The organism is Pirellulales bacterium (genome assembly GCA_036267355.1).
GTDB lineage: Bacteria > Planctomycetota > Planctomycetia > Pirellulales > DATAWG01 > DATAWG01.
This window is the reverse complement of the sequence record DATAWG010000105.1, coordinates 13,800-31,054: the sequence shown is the minus strand read 5'-3', so window position 1 is coordinate 31,054 and position 17,255 is coordinate 13,800. Positions and strand designations below refer to the sequence as shown.

The window sequence follows — 17,255 nt, the reverse complement described above, 5'->3', positions numbered from 1 at the left end:
GATCGGGCCGCGAAAACATTTCTGCGCCCATCCAGCGACGCTGCTCATTGATGATTCGGACCACAACGTCGATGAGTTTCGGCAACACGGAGGCCAAGCGGTTTTGGTTCCCCGGCCGTGGAACTCTCGGCACGCTGAATCGCCCCGCATGGTATTTTCCAACCTGGAGGAGATTCACAGGGCCGCCTTGCAGCCTTCCGAGGGGACGGCGGCATGATCGGCACAAGCGATACCCGTCGGAACGCCGAGCGTGAAAATAATCCGATCGGCGGCCACCTGGCTGGAAGCATCATCCGTTTTTCTTTTTCACAGGGGGAGAATGTGAACGCTCTCGATTCGCTCTTCCGCCGGCTACTGGACGGCGACGGCACCGCGCGCGACGAACTGATAAAGACGGCGATGCCGGTGGCGGAAACCATTGCCAATAAGCTTTGCCGCGATCGTCGCGTGCCGCGAGACGATCTCGTTTCCGACGCGTATCTCGCGCTCGTCGAGGCCGTGGGTGCGTTGCCAAGTCTCCGAACGTCGATCTACGACGTGCGAGGATTTTTGGCAATGAGGATCGTTCAACGTCTCAAAAACAGCCGGTTTTATCAGCCGCTGATCCGCGTGCCGCGGACGACGCGTCGGCGTCTCGGCGAGAAAGCCCCGGTGTTCAAGCAATCGGGACTGTGCCCCGAAGCGTTTGAAGCCGGTGACGATGACGCCGGCGACGGCATAGGGTTGAACGAGATTTTGAAATGTTGCCGGACCGGCTTGGAGCAAGAGTTCGTCGAGCAACGCTCCCTTGGCGCCTCGTATGAAGAGGTGGCCGAGCAATTCGGCAAGACGGTCAGGCAGGTGCAGGCCATTGGTTGGGCGTTGAAAAAGCGGCTGCGTGAAAGCGTATCTGCCACGGCCGCGTGAGCGGCTTCCGTCTAAAGCGATTTGAAGATTCAAGCCGGCAAACAAAACGGACCGCGCATGGAACCACCCGTAGCTGCTGCTGCGTAGGACGGGTTGTATCGGTTGTCCCAGGCCGGGAAACTTTCGGCCGGGGACTGCTCGGATTTCTTCGTGCGGAAGCTCTGAATGGGCCCCCTGCTATATAGGCGGCCGCGCAGCCGGCCGGAAGATTTTTTCGGTGTGAAATCCGGAAATGGCCTTCTTACTTAGATAGAGGGCCGCGCGATGCGTTCTTTCGTTACTCGTTTGATTAGCAGGAAAACTCCGTGGAAACCGTTTGCAGCGAAGATGACGGCGAGCTACTCACCGCTGAGGGCGCCGCCTGTTTGTTGAAAATTTCGTTCGCCGCGATCTGGCGGCTGGCGAACGACGGCAGGCTACCAAGAGTGCGGATCGGCCGAAGCGTTCGGTTCCGTCGCGCGGACTTGCTAGCGCTCGCGGGGCTCAATCGATGAACGCAACGCTTCTTTCGACCGGTCCGATCACGACGGCCTTCTCTGCCACCTGCACGACGCAAGACGCCGTGAATTTGGCAGCGCAGCGCGGTTCTCCATGGAACCGCGGCAGGGGAGCCAATTCAAGCCGGGCTCTGAAATCTGCGTCACGCTCACCAAGGTAGAGTCTCCCTAAAAGGCGGCATTCTCCGAGTCGCCGCTTTGCCTCTCGCCCGCGCTCGCAAACCGCGGGCGAGAGGTTCTTAATACACATGTTGGGTTGGAATGCCTGTTGTCGAAGCTAATTGTGTCCCCGCGGAAATCCGCGAGCGAACGCAATGGGTCTGCTGGCGCTCGGTTGAACGGAAGGGCCGACTGACAAAACTGCCGGTCAATCCGATGACTGGTCGGAACGCGTCCAGCACAAATCCCGCGACGTGGGCTAGCTTCGACGACGCCGTTTCCGCTTGCGAGCGGCTCGGCTGCGATGGCGTGGGCTACGTGTTCGCCGAACACGATTCGTTTTGCGGGATCGACCTGGACGCCTGCCACGATCCGGCAACGGGCAAACTGACACTATGGGCGCAGTCGATCGTCAAAGGGCTCGGCGGCTACTGTGAAGTGTCGCCGAGTGGATACGGCGTCAAGATTTTCGTGCGAGCAAAGCCGCGACCGGGCCATTCGGTTTTCAAGCCGAAGAACGTGCCGACGTTCGGCTCCAAATCGCCTGAGGTGGCCATCTACGGCAGCGGCCGATTTTTCTGCATCACCGGCCAGCGATATGCCGAGTCGCCGGCTACGATCGAAGATCGGCAACGCGAACTCGACGCGCTCTGCAGCGAATTATGGCCTGTGGGACTGACGCCGGCCGCCTCGCCACCGACCACCTTGCCGCCTGCGACGGCGGAACTTGGCGAATGGTTCGCCACGCTCGTCAATCGATGCGCGAACGCTTTGGCGGGCGAGCGCAGCCAAACCGATTTCGCGCTAGCTGCGGAATGCAGCCGTCGCGGCCTTGATGTGGAAGCCGTCTGGCCGCTGGTCGAGTCGATCGGAAAATTCGCCGAAGGCGGCCGACGATATTTCGATCTGACGTGGAGAAAGGCCGCCGAAGCAGTGGCCGCATCGCGGCTCGGCTTGCTCGAAATTGAAGGTAGAAACGACCTCGCTAATGCAAAGCGGTTTGTCGCCTGGCTTGAAGCGCGGCACGGGCTGATCGTCCGGTACTGCGATTCCTGGCGGCGATGGTTGATCTTCGACGGCCGCCGCTGGGCCACCGATGAGGTTCGGGCAATCGAATCGCTCGCGAAGCAATACTCCGTTTCGCTTTGGGAAGCGTATCGTCGGCTCGATCACAAGGCGATAGACGACAAAGCGCTCCGCGAGGTGCGGAGCTTCATTCGGGCGACTAACGGAGCGACCGGGATCGCAAACTTTCTTGCGTTGGCTCGCAGTGAGCCCAGCGTTGCCATTCGAGCGGAGGAATTGGACGCCGATTCGTGGTTGTTCAATTGTGAGAACGGCACGCTCAATCTGCGAACAGGTGAACTCCGACCCCATCGACGCGAAGATTACATCACGCAATTGTGCCCGGTGCCATACGACCCGGGCGCAACGTGTCCAAGATTCGATCAATTCCTACAAGAAATCTTCGCGGCGTCGGAAGCGCTGATCGCGTTCGTGCAAAGATTGTGCGGTTATTTTTTGACCGGCTCCGTCCGCGAACAAAAACTGCCGATCTGGCACGGACTCGGTGGGAACGGAAAAAGCATCCTGATGGAATTGTTGCTTTTCATTTTCGGCAGCTACGGATTGAAGGCGCCTGCAAAGCTACTTATGGCGGGCCGCGATAGGCATCCGACCGAGATAGCTGCATTGTTTCGCAAGCGGGCCGCATTCTGCTCTGAGACTGATGAGAATGGCCGGCTGGACGAGGCAATCGTCAAAAGCCTGACGGGCGGCGATCGGATAACCGCTCGCCGACTATATCAGGACTTCACGGAATTCGATCCAACGCACAAGCTCGTGCTGGTAACCAACCACCGGCCAGCGATCCGCGGCAGCGACAATGCAATTTGGCGACGAATTCAGCTTGTGCCGTTCAATGTGACGATCGAGGAAGCGCGGCAGAACAAAGATTTGAGCAAGGAACTAGTCCAAGAGGCGCCTGGCGTGTTGGCGTGGCTCGTTCGCGGTTGTTTGGAGTGGCAGCGGAAAGGGCTCAATGCACCGCCGGAAGCGAGACAGGCGACTGACGCGTATAAGGCAGACGAAAATATATTAGGTGGCTTCATTGATGAATGCTGTACTGTGAGTGTCGATGAGGAAGCCGGCGCGTCAGAGTTGCTCTCGGCATACCGCGACTTGGAAGGCAACCCAGCGATGACTCCGAAACAATTTGCGACGCTGCTCCGCAGCCGCGGCTTTAGGAGCAGTCGATATACAACCGGACCTCACAAGGGGCGCATCCGGTGGCATGGAATCAGGCTGCGAGTGAAAGAAGGTGAAGAGGAGTGAGGCGATTTCTGAATACTTTCTCTATGCGCTCTCTCGCGTGGAGAGAGTTATGCGAAAGTGGTTCACCAGCCTTCGCACTACCTTCACTCCGTGCAGACCCCAGGGGCGGGTCAATTTTCTAGGACGTGCGACCGGCTGACCGCCAACCAAACGCCGCGCGAATTTTCGCGAAAAATCAGTTGTTGCCCAGGCGACGAACGGAATAATCAAAACAATCATGCTTAAAAAACGGACTCCCGCTGCGTGGGAGGGCGATTCGTGGAACGCCGAATTGCGGAATGCGACCAAAAACACTGACCTGGAATTCGCCGATTTGGTCGAAATGCCGCCTACCGTCCGAGCGGCGGGAGGAGGCCACCGGGCCGGCGGTGACTGGGAGTTTCGCACAACGTTTGAAGGGCTCTCGGTCCGTTCGGCGCCCGAACGTCGCGGCGGCGGCGTCGAGCTGAGCGGCTACGGTGCGGTTCACAACGTCCTTTCTGCCGATCTCGGTGGGTTTCGGGAAATGCTCGCCCCGGGCTGTTTTGCCCCCGCGCTCGCGAATGAGGATTCCGATACTCTCTTCCTCGTAGATCACGATCCAAGCAAGCTGCTGGGGCGACGCTCCGCAGGCACCTTGCAAGTTTGGGAAGATTCGCACGGACTCGCTTTCCGCGACCTGCTGCCCGACACAGAGCTTGCACGCTCTGTTTCAGAGTTAGTGCGTAGAGGCGACCTGAACGGATGCAGTTTTGGCTTCATGGTCGCCGCGCGCGGCGACTCTTGGGCATACACGGGCACCCAGCGTATTAGAACGATTCAAAGCCTTGCTGGGCTAAGTGACGTTTCGGTAGTTGCATGCCCGGCATATCCCAAAACGTCGGTCTCGCTCGCTCGCCCAGCGATGCGTGCGAACCACTTCGACGGTGAACGTTTGCGACTTCTCGAAATCGCTCGCAGGAGTTGACACTTGATGAAATTTCCTTTTCTCCAAACGCGCCCCGCAGTCCGGCCTCTGCGGTTGCGTCCGACCAAGGCCAAATTGAAGGAAGTCGAATGATTCCGAAATTGTGGGACCATCCCGTCGTTGCGTCCGCCGTGCTGTTGTTAGCACGGCTCCGGCAGCAGCTGCGCGACGCCAAGGACACCTACGCCGCGGCCCCCGTCCAAACGAATTCGCTTGCCAAAGCGGAAGCGGCGTACCTTGCCGGCGACGATCCCGGCCGGATTCGCGTTGAAACCAGCAACGATGCCCGAACCCAAGCCGGGTTGAAAATCGCCGTGTTGCGAAACGCGATCGACCGGCAGCTTCTCGTCATCCGAGACGCGGAGCGGGAGGCCAGATCTGAATTGATCGACTCCGCGGGCCTGCCCAATGAGCATCAAAAACTTCTTCAGGCCGTCGCCGACACAGCCAAAGCTTTTGGCGCCGCGGCCAGCCGCCTCGACACGTTCTACGACGCCCTCAATCAAAACGGCCTTGGCGGCTCCAAGCTGGGACATTTTGGTTGGCCTCTGCACCCCGGATTGATAACCGACTGCAACTCACGCCTCGCCGCCTGGTATGCAGAAGTCGAACGCGGAGGCCACACGCTCGCATGATTGAAACTAAAATCGAGCGGGCTGATCGCGAAGGCCATGATTTGAAGGCGCTGCTTCGCAAAAGCCGCGAACAATTGGAACGCGAAGATGCCGAACTCCGCGTTTTGGAACTGGAGACTCGGGCGTCGCCCGACTGTGACGATCCAGCGTCGATGACGCTCGGCCAATTGAAACGGCAGGAAGATGTTGCGATGCGGCGAGCGAAATGGCGACTCGACAGCATCGGCCTGGCCGAAACCGAACGATCGATCGAGGCCCGACGATGACAGCAACCCGTCACCGCGGCCGGATCGATGCCGGACAATGTTCGCAGCGTGGCGGCTGGATCATCGCGAATCATTGCCGGTGGTATTTTCTTTGGACCTCTGCGCCCGGCGTGCAACGTGGCATCGCTGACGTTCGGGTCGAATTCAGTTTGACGCATGACGACTGCGGCCGCGCCGTGGCCGTAGATGTGTTACCGATTCGAGGATAGGGTATGTCAACGATTGCTTCGCTGGATGTCGATCTAGCGCTCAACAGCGCCAAATTCGTCGAAGGGCTGCGCAAGGCCCGCAAAGAGCATGAAGATTTTGCCAAGAGTCTCGCCGAACTCGGCGAGCATGCCAAGGGTGTCGGCGAGATGCTCGGCGTTGGCGTCGCCGGCTTCGGGCTCGGCGGGATGATCGAAAAGGCGATGCAAGCCCAAGAGACGCAAGCCAAACTGGCAGCCGTCTTGCGCGCCACCGGCGAGGCGGCCGGCTTCAATGCGGATGGCATGGAGCAGATTGCCAAAGGGCTATCCAGCGTCACGACGTTTTCCCGCGAGGCCGCTGCGTCCGCCGAAACCGTCCTGGCGACATTCAGCAGCATCCGCGGCGACAATTTCGAGGCGGCGATGAAGGCGGCCGCCGACTTGGCGACTGTGTTCAATATGGATTTGTCCACGGCCGCTGAACACCTCGGCCGGGCCCTGGAAAATCCGGCGGACGGTCTGCGAGCGCTCGCAAAAATGGGCGTGCAGTTCAGCGCGCAGCAAAAGGCCGTCATTCAAAATCTTGTGGACACCGGCCAAGTGGCCAAGGCCCAGGCGGAAATCATCGCCGCGGTCAACGCGAAGATTGGCGACTCCGCCGTGGCAGCCGCTAAGACGGCCGGGGGCGCATTGAAGCAACTCAAAAACGACTATGAAGACCTGGCCGCAACGATGGGAAAAGTAGTGCTCCCCGCCGTGACGGCGGTCGCAGGCTCGATCAACGGCATTGCGCAAGCGTCGGGCGCGATAGGCAAGGTGGTCCAGTCCCTGAAGTCGGTCGGCTCCAAAGTGTTGGACTTTGCACCCGAGATTGCGGAGGCCGCCCCCGCTATTGGAGTCGTGGCAGCCGGCTTGACCGAATTTGTGCAGGCGAGCAATGAGGCATACCACGCGTCTCAGGCTATTGCGGAACGCGCAGCCGAGGCACACGAAGCACCGATCAGAGCAGCAAAGCGTTATGCCGAGGCCTTGAGAGAAGCCACTGAGGCCGCGAGCCGTCTTGCACGCAAGGAGGATGAAGAGGACGCCGCTTTGATAAAGCGGGCGCGAAGTGAATTGAGTCAGCAATCGACTATGGCCGAAGTCCAAAATCGACTTTGGAAGGAACAAGCCGAGTTGGCACACTTGTTGAAATCGGCTAGTACCCCGTATGGGGGAGCTGTCCACCAAGTGACCGATGCCGAAAGCGTCCGCATGTCTCAATTGATGGCAGCCATTCCGCGACTCGAAAAAATCCTTGAAGCATTGCGATCCAACGAGGCCGCCGGACAATTCAGCGAGTCAGCCAAAGAGGCGGCCGAAGAGGCGGAGCGCCAGCGGCGCGACATGGAGAGCCACGCGGCTTCAATCCGCGAATCGATTATGACCCCTCTCCAAAGATTCCAGGCGACGCTTCGCGAGTTGCAAACGTTGGTGGCCAACCATGCCCTCGATCCGATGAGCGCCGGACTCGCTGGCCGCGCGGCGTTGGAAAATCTAGCGCGAGCTTCCATGCAACACCCCGTCGCTGCGGCCGCGCTCTCGCAAGGAAGTTCCGAAGCCTATTCGGCTGCCCTGCGTAACAGCCGCAATTCGGCCGAGAATCCAATGCTGGCGGTCGCCCAAAAACAGCTTGACCAAATGCTGAAAGACGCCACCAGCTTCGATCAAATATCACAGACGCTTCAAAATATCGCGGGCCAAATGGGCGTCAGTGAAACGGTCAGCATGTGACATTTGATTGACTCAATGACCGGGCCCCGGCAAGTGCCGGAGCGCTTCGCACAGGCAATAGGCTGCGGCGATCGCCGTAGCGAGCAGGACGGCGATAATGGCCACCATCGCGAGGCGCCCCAGTCCGCGCGTTCTCCGCAAGCGGAGTTGCTTGTCGTAATGCCGTTCAAGATCGGCGAGAAATTCGCCCGCGTTTGCCGGGCTGCCGGCAGCGTGTTCATCTACAAGCCAATCTTGCGGGTCGGTGTTTTCGATCGCAGTCGGCCGCGGAGGTTCCCGGCCACCATTGACCGCGGCGGCGGCCGCAAGGGTGCGGAACTCGTCGTGCGTGGCCGTTGCGACAATCACCTTATCCCACCATAGCGAGACGGCAACGGTCAGCGTTTCTTTCGGACGGGTCAGAATCGCCCCGATAACTTCACCGGTCGAACCGGCCAGCATATCGCCAAGAGCGATGTTCCCGGCCGCGTTCCAAAAGTTGACACTGCTTTCGCGGTCGATGATTTGAATGCCGCGAATTCGCTCCGGCAAGAAAAACTGTCCGCCTGAAACCGTGATTGAACCGGTCGGACCGATGCGTGCGTTTCTGCGGCCGACGTTCCCACCTGTGACCTGCATCGAACTGCCCTCCGAAAACGTCTCCCTCCAGAATAAAAGACGCCGCTTCTACCTTAACGGGCGCCGCACCGCGGCGTCAAGCACGCCGCAAATCGGATCGAGGCAGAGTCGTTTCCGGCGTCGAGGCAGTTTGACGGCCGCGAGCGTTGGTCGTTGACTTCAATCTTGAGTTGGCGTAGTCGAAGACATCGCAAGGTTTCCTAATGCCAAAATCCAAACCGCTCGATACCGTGCCCCGCTTCGCGGCCTGGCTGCACGCACAATTCGACGCCGTGCAAGTTGGCAAAGCCGGCAAGGCGGCCGTCCGCGAAGCGTCGCTCGCCGCTCTCCGACTCGGTGCCGGCGACATTATAGTTGCCGATCTCGGCGACGATCCGACGCAAACCGCAACACTCGCCGCTTTCGGCAAGTTGCTCGCTTGGTGCCGATCGCAGCCCGATGGCCAGCTGCTTTGGGACGCCGGCGAGGCGGCAGAGCGGCTCGGCATCTCGCCGCGGACGCTCTGGTCTCTCACCAAATCAAGCACCATTCCGAGCGTGAAGGTTGGCCATCTCGTGCGCTACTGCCCGACGATGCTCCGCGAATGGATTTCTGCCAACGGATGCTTGACGCCATAGCAAGCGCTGCTAGAATGTCGGCATGGCAAAGCCGCGTCCAAAGTTCACCGATCAGATTCGACGGGCGATCGAAGATTCCGGCGTGAGTCGCTACCAGATTGCGAAGCACACTGGAATCGAGCAATCCGTTCTGTCGCGATTTATGAACGGTCGGCTTGGTTTCACGCTCGAAACCCTGGACAAGCTTGCCGACTATCTGCAATTCAGCCTTTCCTCAAAAGGCCCCAAGGCGACAAGGGAGTGAATCATGGCATCGGTCTATAAACGTGGTGGCCCTGGCAGTGCCGGAAAATGGGTAATGGCGGTCATCGACCGCAACGGCCAGCAGAAACCTAAATCGTCCGGAACCACGGACTACGCAACCGCGAAGCGGCTTGCGGCCAAGTGGGAAGCGGACGAAGCGGCGCGCCGCGACGGCTTGATTGACGCCACGCTTGAGCGGCTCTCGACGGAGGGCCGGCGGCCGGTCGGTGCGCACGTTGCCGATTTCGAGCGGCACCTACGCGACAAGTCACGCTCTGAAAAGCACGTCATTCAGACGTGCCGCCAGATCCGTTGGATCGTGAAGCAATGCAAGGCTGAACGTATCGCCGATCTAACTGCCCCCGCTGTGCGACGTGCGATCGCATCGTTACGGCAATCGGCGGCGTCACGGACGGCCAGCCCGCGAACGTGCAACAGCTATCTGACGGCGATCAAGGCGTTCTCTCGGTGGCTGAAAGAGCAAAAACTATCCGCCGACGATTTCCTGGCCGGCGAAGATGGCTTCAATGAAGCGTCCGACCGTCGGCACGTTCGGCGCGAGCTAAGCGAACGTGAGATCGAATGCCTTCTGGCATCGGCCGAGAACTACACGGCGCCAGAGCATCGAATCAGCGGCCCGGACCGTGCAATGGTATACCGTGTCGCTCTTGGCACCGGATTCCGTGCCAGTGAATTGCGGCGGCTCACACATGCGTCATTCAACCTTGACACATCCCCGCCGACAATCACGGTATTCGCCAAGCGGCAAAAAATCGACGTGCAGCCGATCCGGGCCGATCTTGCTGAATTACTTCGCCCGTGGCTGGAACGATTCGTGGGCGGCGAGAAAGTTTTCGCCCGTCTACCCGGCGACACGGCCCGCATGATGCGGAGCGACTTGAAGAAAGCCCGCGACGCGTGGATCGAGGCGGCCGGCGAGGCGGCCGAGCGGAAGGGCCGCATCAAATCTGATTTCCTGGCCTACGTGAACGCTGCCGGCGAAATTGCCGATTTCCACTCGACTCGACACGCTTATATTTCTGCCGTGGTGGCCAGCGGCGTTTCCGTGAAAACGGCCCAAGAGCTTGCCCGCCACTCGACGCCGGTGCTGACAATCGGCCGCTACGCCCATGCCCGCCTGCATGATATTAGCGGCGCGCTCGATGCGTTGCCGTCGCACATTGGCCAAAAGCAGCAGCCCGAGTCGATGAAAGCGACGGGGACCGATGGCGGGCGCGCAGTACTAATGCAGTACGGACCGTGCGAAACAGTCCCTGGGATGGCGAAACTGGTTGCGACCGCTTGCGACGAATCAGAGATAGCGGCGAATCAAGCCGGCGACGCAAACGGTTTAGATGCAAGGCTTTATTGCAAGCCGTTGCGCGTAGATGCGAGTGCTTGCGAAAAAGGCGCCGGTGGGAGTCGAACCCACGATGGCGGATTTGCAATCCGCTGCCTTAGCCTCTTGGCGACGGCGCCGAACCAGCGATAACTTAGGGAAAGCTTGCGGTTGGGTCAAGAGAAGCCTGTTGTGCCTAGAATTCCCAATTGCTCGTCCCGTCTTGAGTTTCCGCCACACATCGCACGATCTTTCCCATTGCTGGATCGCACATTGCTCCCGGGTCCGAATTCGACGCGTCTTGGGCTCCGATCCGCGGCAACCGAAACGGCGTCAGGCTGGAAAGCCTGACCTACACGGCGGCCACGGATTGGCGACCGCAAACTCTATTTGGAACGGATTCTCATGCCTCTACTCGCTCTCGTGTTTCCGTTGCACGCTCGACGACGGCTGGCACGCTTGGCCGCCGCGATCGGGCGGCGTTCGCTTCCTCAAGCTGCTGCGGCTGTTGGAGATCGAATGTTAGGCATGACGCTCTCCGAAGCCCGCGGATACGCTCGCGCTCGCGCTCGGATGGCCGTGGCTGCGGAAATTGATTTGCTGTCGCGCACCGACGACGTGGTACCGGCGGCGAGCTGCGGCGAACTCGTCGAGCAGGCCTTGGAATACGTCGTTGGCCGCATCATCGCCCAACGAATGGTCGACGCGCCGGTGGCGCTCCCGGTTCGCAGGGCGGCCTGAGAATCCGGCGAACCGCATCCGTGACGGAGTCGCGGTTTTTTCCTGTACCGCGCCCGGAAACGCTTGGCTGGCGGTGTTTTTCCTGTCACAATGGCGGTCGGCGGCCATTTATTGCGTATCCTAAATTAAACTCTCCGCGCCAACCATGCTTCAAGCCGCTCCTGCCGTGCCCCGTGCGCGCCGCATTGATGGAACACAAGTCCCCTGTTGCGTGTTCGATTCCAATCGCGATCTGGCCCGCTATGTCGCCCAAACCGTGGCGGGCATCGTTCGCCAGCGGAACGCCGCCGGAGCGCATGCCATGCTCGGCCTGCCGACGGGCTCGACGCCCGTGGGCGTCTATCGCGAGTTGATCCGATTGCATCGCGAAGAAGGGCTCGATCTTTCGCAGGTCGTCACGTTCAATCTCGATGAATATTACGGCCTGCAGCCGACGCAATTGCAAAGCTACCACCGTTGGATGCGCGAGCATTTTTTCAACCATGTCAACATCCCGCCGGAGAATATCCACATTCCCGACGGCACCGTGCCGCCCGAATATGTCGAAGCGCATTGCAAGCACTACGAGGCGGCCATCGCCGCGGGCGGCGGCATCGATATCATGCTGCTCGGCATCGGCCGCAACGGGCATATCGGTTTCAACGAACCGTTCAGCCAGCGCAACAGTCGCACTCGGTTGGTGACGCTCGACTCGGTCACGCGCAAAGGGGCGGCCAGCGATTTTTTCAGTGAAGAACACGTGCCCACGCAAGCCATTACGATGGGGCTGGCGACGATTCTCGAATCGCGCAAGATCATCCTCATCGCACACGGCGAGCAGAAGGCCAAGATCGTTCGTGAAGCGGTCGAAGGGCCGCTGACCGATCGCGTGCCAGCGGCCCTTCTCCGCGAGCATGCCGATGCGACGTTTCTGCTCGATGATGCCGCCGCGGCCGCGCTGACCGGTGTGATGACGCCGTGGGTGCTCGGCAATGTCGACTGGACCGATTCGATGATCAAGCGGGCCGTGATCTGGCTCAACGAGCAAACCGGCAAGGCCCTCTTGCGGCTCGACGACAATGATTTCCGCAAGCACAACCTGCATCAGTTGCTACGGCATCACGGGCCGGCCGAGCGGCTCGCGAAGCGCGTTTTCCAATGGATGATGGACACCATTGCAGACCATCCGGCCAGCACGGCCAAGAAGCGAATCCTGTGCTTCAGCCCCCATCCCGACGATGACGTGATCAGCATGGGAGGCACCTTGATTCGGCTCTGCGAGGATGGGCATGAAGTGCACGTGGCGTATATGACGAGCGGCAATATCGCCGTGTTCGACGACGACGCCCGGCGGGCGGCCGATCTGCTGGCCGAATACAATCGCTTGTTCGGCATCGATTGCGAGAAATCGTTGCATGTCGAAGAGGAAGTGAACCACTCGCTGAGCGCGAAGAAGCCGGGGCAACCGGATGGCGAGGCCGTGTTGCGGATCAAGGCTCTCATCCGTTGGAGCGAGGCGAAAGCCGGGGCCATCGAGGCCGGCTGTTGCGAGGAATGCCTGCACTTCTTGGATTTGCCGTTCTACCAGACCGGCACCATCGCCAAACGCCCGCTCTCGGACGACGATATTCGCATCGTGCGCGAATTGATCGAGCAGCTTCGGCCGGATCAGATCTATCTGGCCGGCGACCTCTCCGATCCGCACGGCACGCACCGGCTGTGCGCCGAAGCGATTTTGCGGGCGATGCAGCAGCTCGAGCAAGCAGGGGGAATTCGGCCTGACGTGTTCTTGTATCGCGGGGCGTGGCAGGAATGGGCGGCCCATGAAATCGACGTTGCCGTGCCGCTCAGCCCCGGCGACTTGGAGCGGAAGCGGGCCGCGATTTTCTGCCACGAGTCGCAGAAAGACCGGGCCTTGTTTCCCGGGCCCGACGATCCGCGCGAATTCTGGCAACGGGCCGAGGAAAGAAACCGCCACACCGCCGACGTCTACAATCGCCTCGGCCTGCCGGAATTCTTTGCCATCGAGGGATTCGTCCGCTGGAACGGCGCCCAGATTTGACGGCTGCTACTGTCGTGTCTCATACTCGCCGGCAGCTAACCACCGAGTCACCGAGGACGCCGAGGGCAGCGGTGGTGAAGCACATGACCCTTCGACTTGGCTTTGTCGTTTCGGCGTTCCCGATGACTCGGTGGTAAGTGAACGAAGCCAGCTGGGCGTGTTCGATAAAAGACGGTCGCCGCAGACACTGCACAGGCGGGGGGCCCTTCTCGGCCAGTCTTCAAGCCGGGCTCAAATTGGTACGCGCACGGGCCCGTCGTTCAAAATTGACCAAAAGTCTCTAGATTTCGGGCATGGCCCAGCGGGGGATTAGCCTATACAATAAGGCAGAATCGTCGATTTGCGGCGTTTCTGATCCAATCTTTTCGATTGCCGAAGCTTCATTGCCGATGGGGGATGGGATGGGTTCGACCATAACGACTGCTTTACGGGCCAGCTATTTGATTTCTCCCATGCGAACGATGGCGATTCATCTTTACCACCTCCAAGGGGGCGGATTCAACGGAACAGGCCTTGTGCGCTTTAAAGCGGCGTCGTTCAAGGACGTTACGCCGGGAACCGTGCGGCAGCAAGTTGAAAAACGGTTTCGCGAACTGATCGCCAGCGATCCGGATTTGCCCCGCGTCGTGGTTGTGGCCCCGGAAATGGGAGACTCGCCGGGCGAAATCATCGCGGCTGAATTGGTGCAAAACAAGCCCATCCGCGGAAAGAAGCGCCCCGTGCGAGAACTCGTCTGGCTGACCGATCCTTCGACCGGCATTGTTTGAGCAAAGCCGGTCGTTAATGCGGTCGTGCTAGCAATCCCGGCGAGAAACAGCAACCGTGAATTCGGTTCCTACCGCTTTCTCCTACCGATGCACGATCACTCGCATGCCCACGATCATCAGGATTGCGGTGGGCATGGAGATGGCCATTCGCACCGCGGTTCTGTCGAATCTTCGCATGCCCATGGTCATGCATGCCACAGCGCGACGGCGGACATGTCGCGCTGGAAGCTTGGCCTTGCCGTATCGCTGACGCTGGCCTTCGTCCTCGGCGAAGCGATTGCCGGCGCCGCGGTACACAGCCTTGCCCTCTTGTCCGATGCCGGACACAACTTTGCCGATGCGGCAGCCTTGGCTTTTAGCTGGTATGCCCTCTGGATCGCCAGCAAGCCGTCCCATCAGGGCATGACCTTCGGCTACCATCGCGTCGGCATTCTCGTGGCCCTGGTGAATGCGGTTTCCCTGGTCCTAATCGCGATCCTGATTCTCGCCGATGCAATCGCGCGCCTGCGGCATCCGGAAGCGCCGCAAGGCTGGGTGATGGTCGGCGTCGCCCTGGCCGCAATCGGCATGAATGTGGTAATCAGCTTCTGGCTCCGCTCGGAGGCCAAGCACGACATCAATCTTCGCAGCGCTTATCTGCATATGCTCGGCGACGCGCTTTCGGCATGCGGCGTCGTGGTGGCCGGCATCGTCGTGGCGACGACCGGAATTTCGATTGCAGATCCGATCGCATCGCTCGCGATCGCGGGGCTGGTGCTGGCGAGCAGTTGGGGCATTTTGAAAGAAAGCGTGACGATTTTGCTCGAAGGCACGCCCGCGGGCATCGACATGGCAATGGTCGAACGGGCGATCGGCAATGTCGGCGGTGTCGAGGGAGTGCACGACCTGCACGTGTGGACGGTTGGCCCTGGCGTGATCGCCTGCAGTTGCCACATCGTCGTGGCCGAGCAGAGCATTCGCGAGGGGCAACAGGTGATTCGCTCGGTGGTCGACCGCCTGCACGTCGAATTCAATATCAACCACTCGACGGTGCAGGTGGAAGTCGAAGGGCACGAATCGAACGAAATGTATTGCACGCTCCGCGCCGGAGCGAAACGGCCGCCCTGTGCGTGACGCGAAAGGTTGCATGGCTGCTCGAGCGACGTCGGAGCAAGTGAACGAGGCTGAAGGCTCTGCTCAAGTGAGCCGTGGCTCGACCAATCGAGCCGATGCGCAGATGCGGAGGATCGATGGAGCAGTGTTTTAGCGGCGTCCGATTGCGGGCGAGCGCGAATCGGCGTCGCCGCCGGCACACGGAGTGTGCCTACTATGTAGCAGGCATACTCCGTATGCCGTCGGCCACTTGAAACGCGTGCCACCATGCCGTTCGAGCGTTTCGACCGCGAGCAAGCATGCGCAGGTGCGGGATCGGTTGAAGGAACAGCATTTTAGCGGCGTCTGCTTGCGAGCGAGCGCGAATCGGCGTCGCCGCCGGCACACGGAGTGTGCCTACTACGTAGCAGGCATACTCCGTATGCCGTCGGCCACTTGAAACGCGTGCCACCATGCCGTTCGAGCGTTTCGACCGCGAGCAAGAATAGTTAGGATCGATGGAGCAGCGTTTTAGCGGCGTCTGACTGCGGGCGTACGCGAATCGGCATCGCCGCCGGCACACGGAGTGTGCCTACTACGTAGCAGGCATACTCCGTATGCCGTCGGCCACTTGAAACGCGTGCCACCATGCCGTTCGAGCGTTTCGACCGCGAGCAAGCATAGTTAGGATCGATGGATCAGCGTTTTAGCGGCGTCTGACTGCGGGCGTGCGCGAATCGGCTTCGCCGCCGGCACACGGAGTGTGCCTACTACGTTGGTTGCGGCTCTGCCGCGAGGCGGCGCTAGCTATAGAGCTGGATCGCCTTGATAATTTCGTCCAGATCGTTGTTCACCGCCACGGCACGATTTGCGAACAACGCCCGTTTCACGCCGCGGCTGCCGAGCACTTGGTTGAACTGCGATTGGTCGGTCGTGTGATAGGCGACCGTGGCGGTGGGATCTTTCAATTGATGCCCGGTGAGAATGCACACGACGCGCTCATCGGGTGCGATCACCTGTTGCGAGATCAATAGCTTGGCGCCCGCGACGCTTGCGGCGCTGGCCGGTTCGCAACCGAAACCGCCCGCGCCGACTTGGGCCTTGGCGTCGAGAATATCCTGGTCGGATACTTCGCGCACGACGCCGTCGCAGATGTCCAAGGCCCGCAGGCACTTGGTGAGATTCACGGGCCGATTGATTTCGATGGCGCTGGCGATCGTCGACGCCCGGCGTGCGGCAGCTTCCATTTCGGCTTTGTGCACCGACACGAGCGACATATCCGGATCGCCGCCATTCCAGCGCAAGCCACGCTGTTCATAAAGTTCGTAAAGCGTATTGGCGCCGGCGGCGTTGATCACGGCCAATCGCGGCACGCGGTCGATCAAGCCAATTTTATGCAATTCGGCGAATGCCTTTCCGAACGCGCTTGAGTTGCCAAGATTGCCTCCCGGCACAACGATCCAATCGGGCACTTCCCAGCCTAAGCCCTCGAGCACGCGATACATGATCGTCTTCTGCCCTTCCAAGCGAAAGGGATTGACGCTGTTGACCAAATAGATGCCCAACTGCCGCGACACTTCCTGGACCCGCTGCATGGCGTCGTCGAAATCACCGGCAATTTGGACGGTTAGCGCGCCGTAGTCGAGGGCCTGCGACAGTTTGCCGTACGAAATCTTGCCGCTGCCGATGAAGATCAGGGCCTTCATCAACCGGCTTACGGCACAGTAGAGCGCCAGCGATGCGCTTGTATTGCCGGTGGAGGCGCATGCCGCCCGCGTGGCCCCGATCATATGGGCATGCGTAAATGCGGCCGACATGCCATTGTCTTTAAAGCTGCCCGACGGATTCAATCCTTCGTATTGCAAGAACAACCGACCGGCATCCAAGCCGACATAGCGGGCGACCGGATCGGCAGGGAGCAACAGCGTTTGCCCTTCGCCGACGGTCACGACTTTCGATGGCGGCGCGAACGGCAGCAGTTCGTGAAACCGCCATACGCCGCTCAAGCACAACGGATCGCGGCGGCGCGACCATTTGGCTTCAAAGTGCTTCCAGGAATCGGGCGGCCGGAGGCGCTCCCAATCGTAGCTGACATCCAACAAATTTCCGCATTC

The 17,255-nt window shown here is 60.2% G+C and carries 15 protein-coding genes and 1 tRNA gene; 12 read left to right on the top strand and 4 right to left on the bottom strand.

What is annotated here, in order from left to right:
- Positions 1-213: 213 nt before the first annotated feature.
- The 5 genes from VHX65_16710 (at position 214) to VHX65_16690 (ending at position 5,743) form a co-directional block, all read left to right on the top strand.
- Positions 214-906: a hypothetical protein gene (locus VHX65_16710; protein HEX4000197.1), complete on the top strand. Its 693-nt coding sequence runs from the start codon at positions 214-216 to the stop codon at positions 904-906.
- Positions 907-1,778: 872 nt separating this feature from the next.
- Positions 1,779-3,896, top strand: a complete 2,118-nt coding sequence (locus tag VHX65_16705; GenBank protein ID HEX4000196.1) for a phage/plasmid primase, P4 family — start codon at positions 1,779-1,781, stop codon at positions 3,894-3,896.
- 217 nt (positions 3,897-4,113) lie between these two features.
- Positions 4,114-4,842, top strand: a complete 729-nt coding sequence (locus tag VHX65_16700) for an HK97 family phage prohead protease (protein ID HEX4000195.1) — start codon at positions 4,114-4,116, stop codon at positions 4,840-4,842.
- An 89-nt stretch (positions 4,843-4,931) separates the two neighbouring features.
- Positions 4,932-5,477 (top strand): hypothetical protein, encoded by a 546-nt coding sequence (locus VHX65_16695; GenBank protein HEX4000194.1) that lies wholly within the window; start codon positions 4,932-4,934, stop codon positions 5,475-5,477.
- Complete coding sequence (locus VHX65_16690; GenBank protein HEX4000193.1) at positions 5,474-5,743, top strand: hypothetical protein; 270 nt, start codon at positions 5,474-5,476, stop codon at positions 5,741-5,743. Before VHX65_16695 ends, VHX65_16690 begins: the two co-directional genes overlap by 4 nt.
- Positions 5,744-5,985: 242 nt before the next feature.
- Here the strand turns inward: VHX65_16690 and VHX65_16685 are convergent, their stop codons facing one another.
- On the bottom strand, positions 5,986-6,165 hold the full coding sequence (locus VHX65_16685; protein ID HEX4000192.1) for a hypothetical protein: 180 nt from the start codon (positions 6,163-6,165) through the stop codon (positions 5,986-5,988).
- Here VHX65_16685 and VHX65_16680 point away from each other — a divergent pair.
- The gene (locus VHX65_16680; GenBank protein HEX4000191.1) at positions 6,100-7,704 is read left to right on the top strand and encodes a phage tail length tape measure family protein; all 1,605 of its coding nucleotides are present in this window, start codon (positions 6,100-6,102) and stop codon (positions 7,702-7,704) included. The two genes, VHX65_16685 and VHX65_16680, sit on opposite strands and share 66 nt — an antisense overlap.
- A gap of 12 nt (positions 7,705-7,716) precedes the next feature.
- Here the strand turns inward: VHX65_16680 and VHX65_16675 are convergent, their stop codons facing one another.
- Positions 7,717-8,322 (bottom strand): hypothetical protein, encoded by a 606-nt coding sequence (locus tag VHX65_16675; GenBank protein ID HEX4000190.1) that lies wholly within the window; start codon positions 8,320-8,322, stop codon positions 7,717-7,719.
- Between the two features lie 203 nt (positions 8,323-8,525).
- Here VHX65_16675 and VHX65_16670 point away from each other — a divergent pair, with 203 nt between their 5' ends.
- Both VHX65_16670 and VHX65_16665 read left to right on the top strand, forming a co-directional pair.
- Entirely contained in the window at positions 8,526-8,939 is a 414-nt protein-coding gene (locus tag VHX65_16670; GenBank protein ID HEX4000189.1) for a helix-turn-helix domain-containing protein, read from the top strand.
- Positions 8,940-8,961: 22 nt separating this feature from the next.
- The gene (locus VHX65_16665) at positions 8,962-9,183 is read left to right on the top strand and encodes a helix-turn-helix transcriptional regulator (protein ID HEX4000188.1); all 222 of its coding nucleotides are present in this window, start codon (positions 8,962-8,964) and stop codon (positions 9,181-9,183) included.
- Between the two features lie 1,406 nt (positions 9,184-10,589).
- On the opposite strand, the gene VHX65_16660 is transcribed toward VHX65_16665, so the two are convergent.
- A tRNA-Cys gene (locus tag VHX65_16660) sits at positions 10,590-10,661 on the bottom strand.
- A 388-nt stretch (positions 10,662-11,049) separates the two neighbouring features.
- Between VHX65_16660 and VHX65_16655 the strand changes: the two genes are divergently transcribed.
- The 4 genes from VHX65_16655 to VHX65_16640 all read left to right on the top strand — a co-directional run bounded on the left by VHX65_16655 (position 11,050) and on the right by VHX65_16640 (position 15,183).
- Positions 11,050-11,262 (top strand): hypothetical protein, encoded by a 213-nt coding sequence (locus VHX65_16655; GenBank protein HEX4000187.1) that lies wholly within the window; start codon positions 11,050-11,052, stop codon positions 11,260-11,262.
- Positions 11,263-11,407: 145 nt separating this feature from the next.
- Entirely contained in the window at positions 11,408-13,303 is a 1,896-nt protein-coding gene (gene nagB, locus VHX65_16650) for a glucosamine-6-phosphate deaminase (protein HEX4000186.1), read from the top strand.
- A 452-nt stretch (positions 13,304-13,755) separates the two neighbouring features.
- Positions 13,756-14,070 (top strand): hypothetical protein, encoded by a 315-nt coding sequence (locus VHX65_16645; protein HEX4000185.1) that lies wholly within the window; start codon positions 13,756-13,758, stop codon positions 14,068-14,070.
- Positions 14,071-14,283: 213 nt separating this feature from the next.
- Positions 14,284-15,183, top strand: coding sequence for a cation diffusion facilitator family transporter (locus VHX65_16640; protein ID HEX4000184.1), 900 nt, complete (start codon positions 14,284-14,286; stop codon positions 15,181-15,183).
- 761 nt (positions 15,184-15,944) lie between these two features.
- On the opposite strand, the gene thrC is transcribed toward VHX65_16640, so the two are convergent.
- Positions 15,945-17,240: a threonine synthase gene (gene thrC / locus VHX65_16635; protein HEX4000183.1), complete on the bottom strand. Its 1,296-nt coding sequence runs from the start codon at positions 17,238-17,240 to the stop codon at positions 15,945-15,947.
- Positions 17,241-17,255 lie beyond the last annotated feature (15 nt).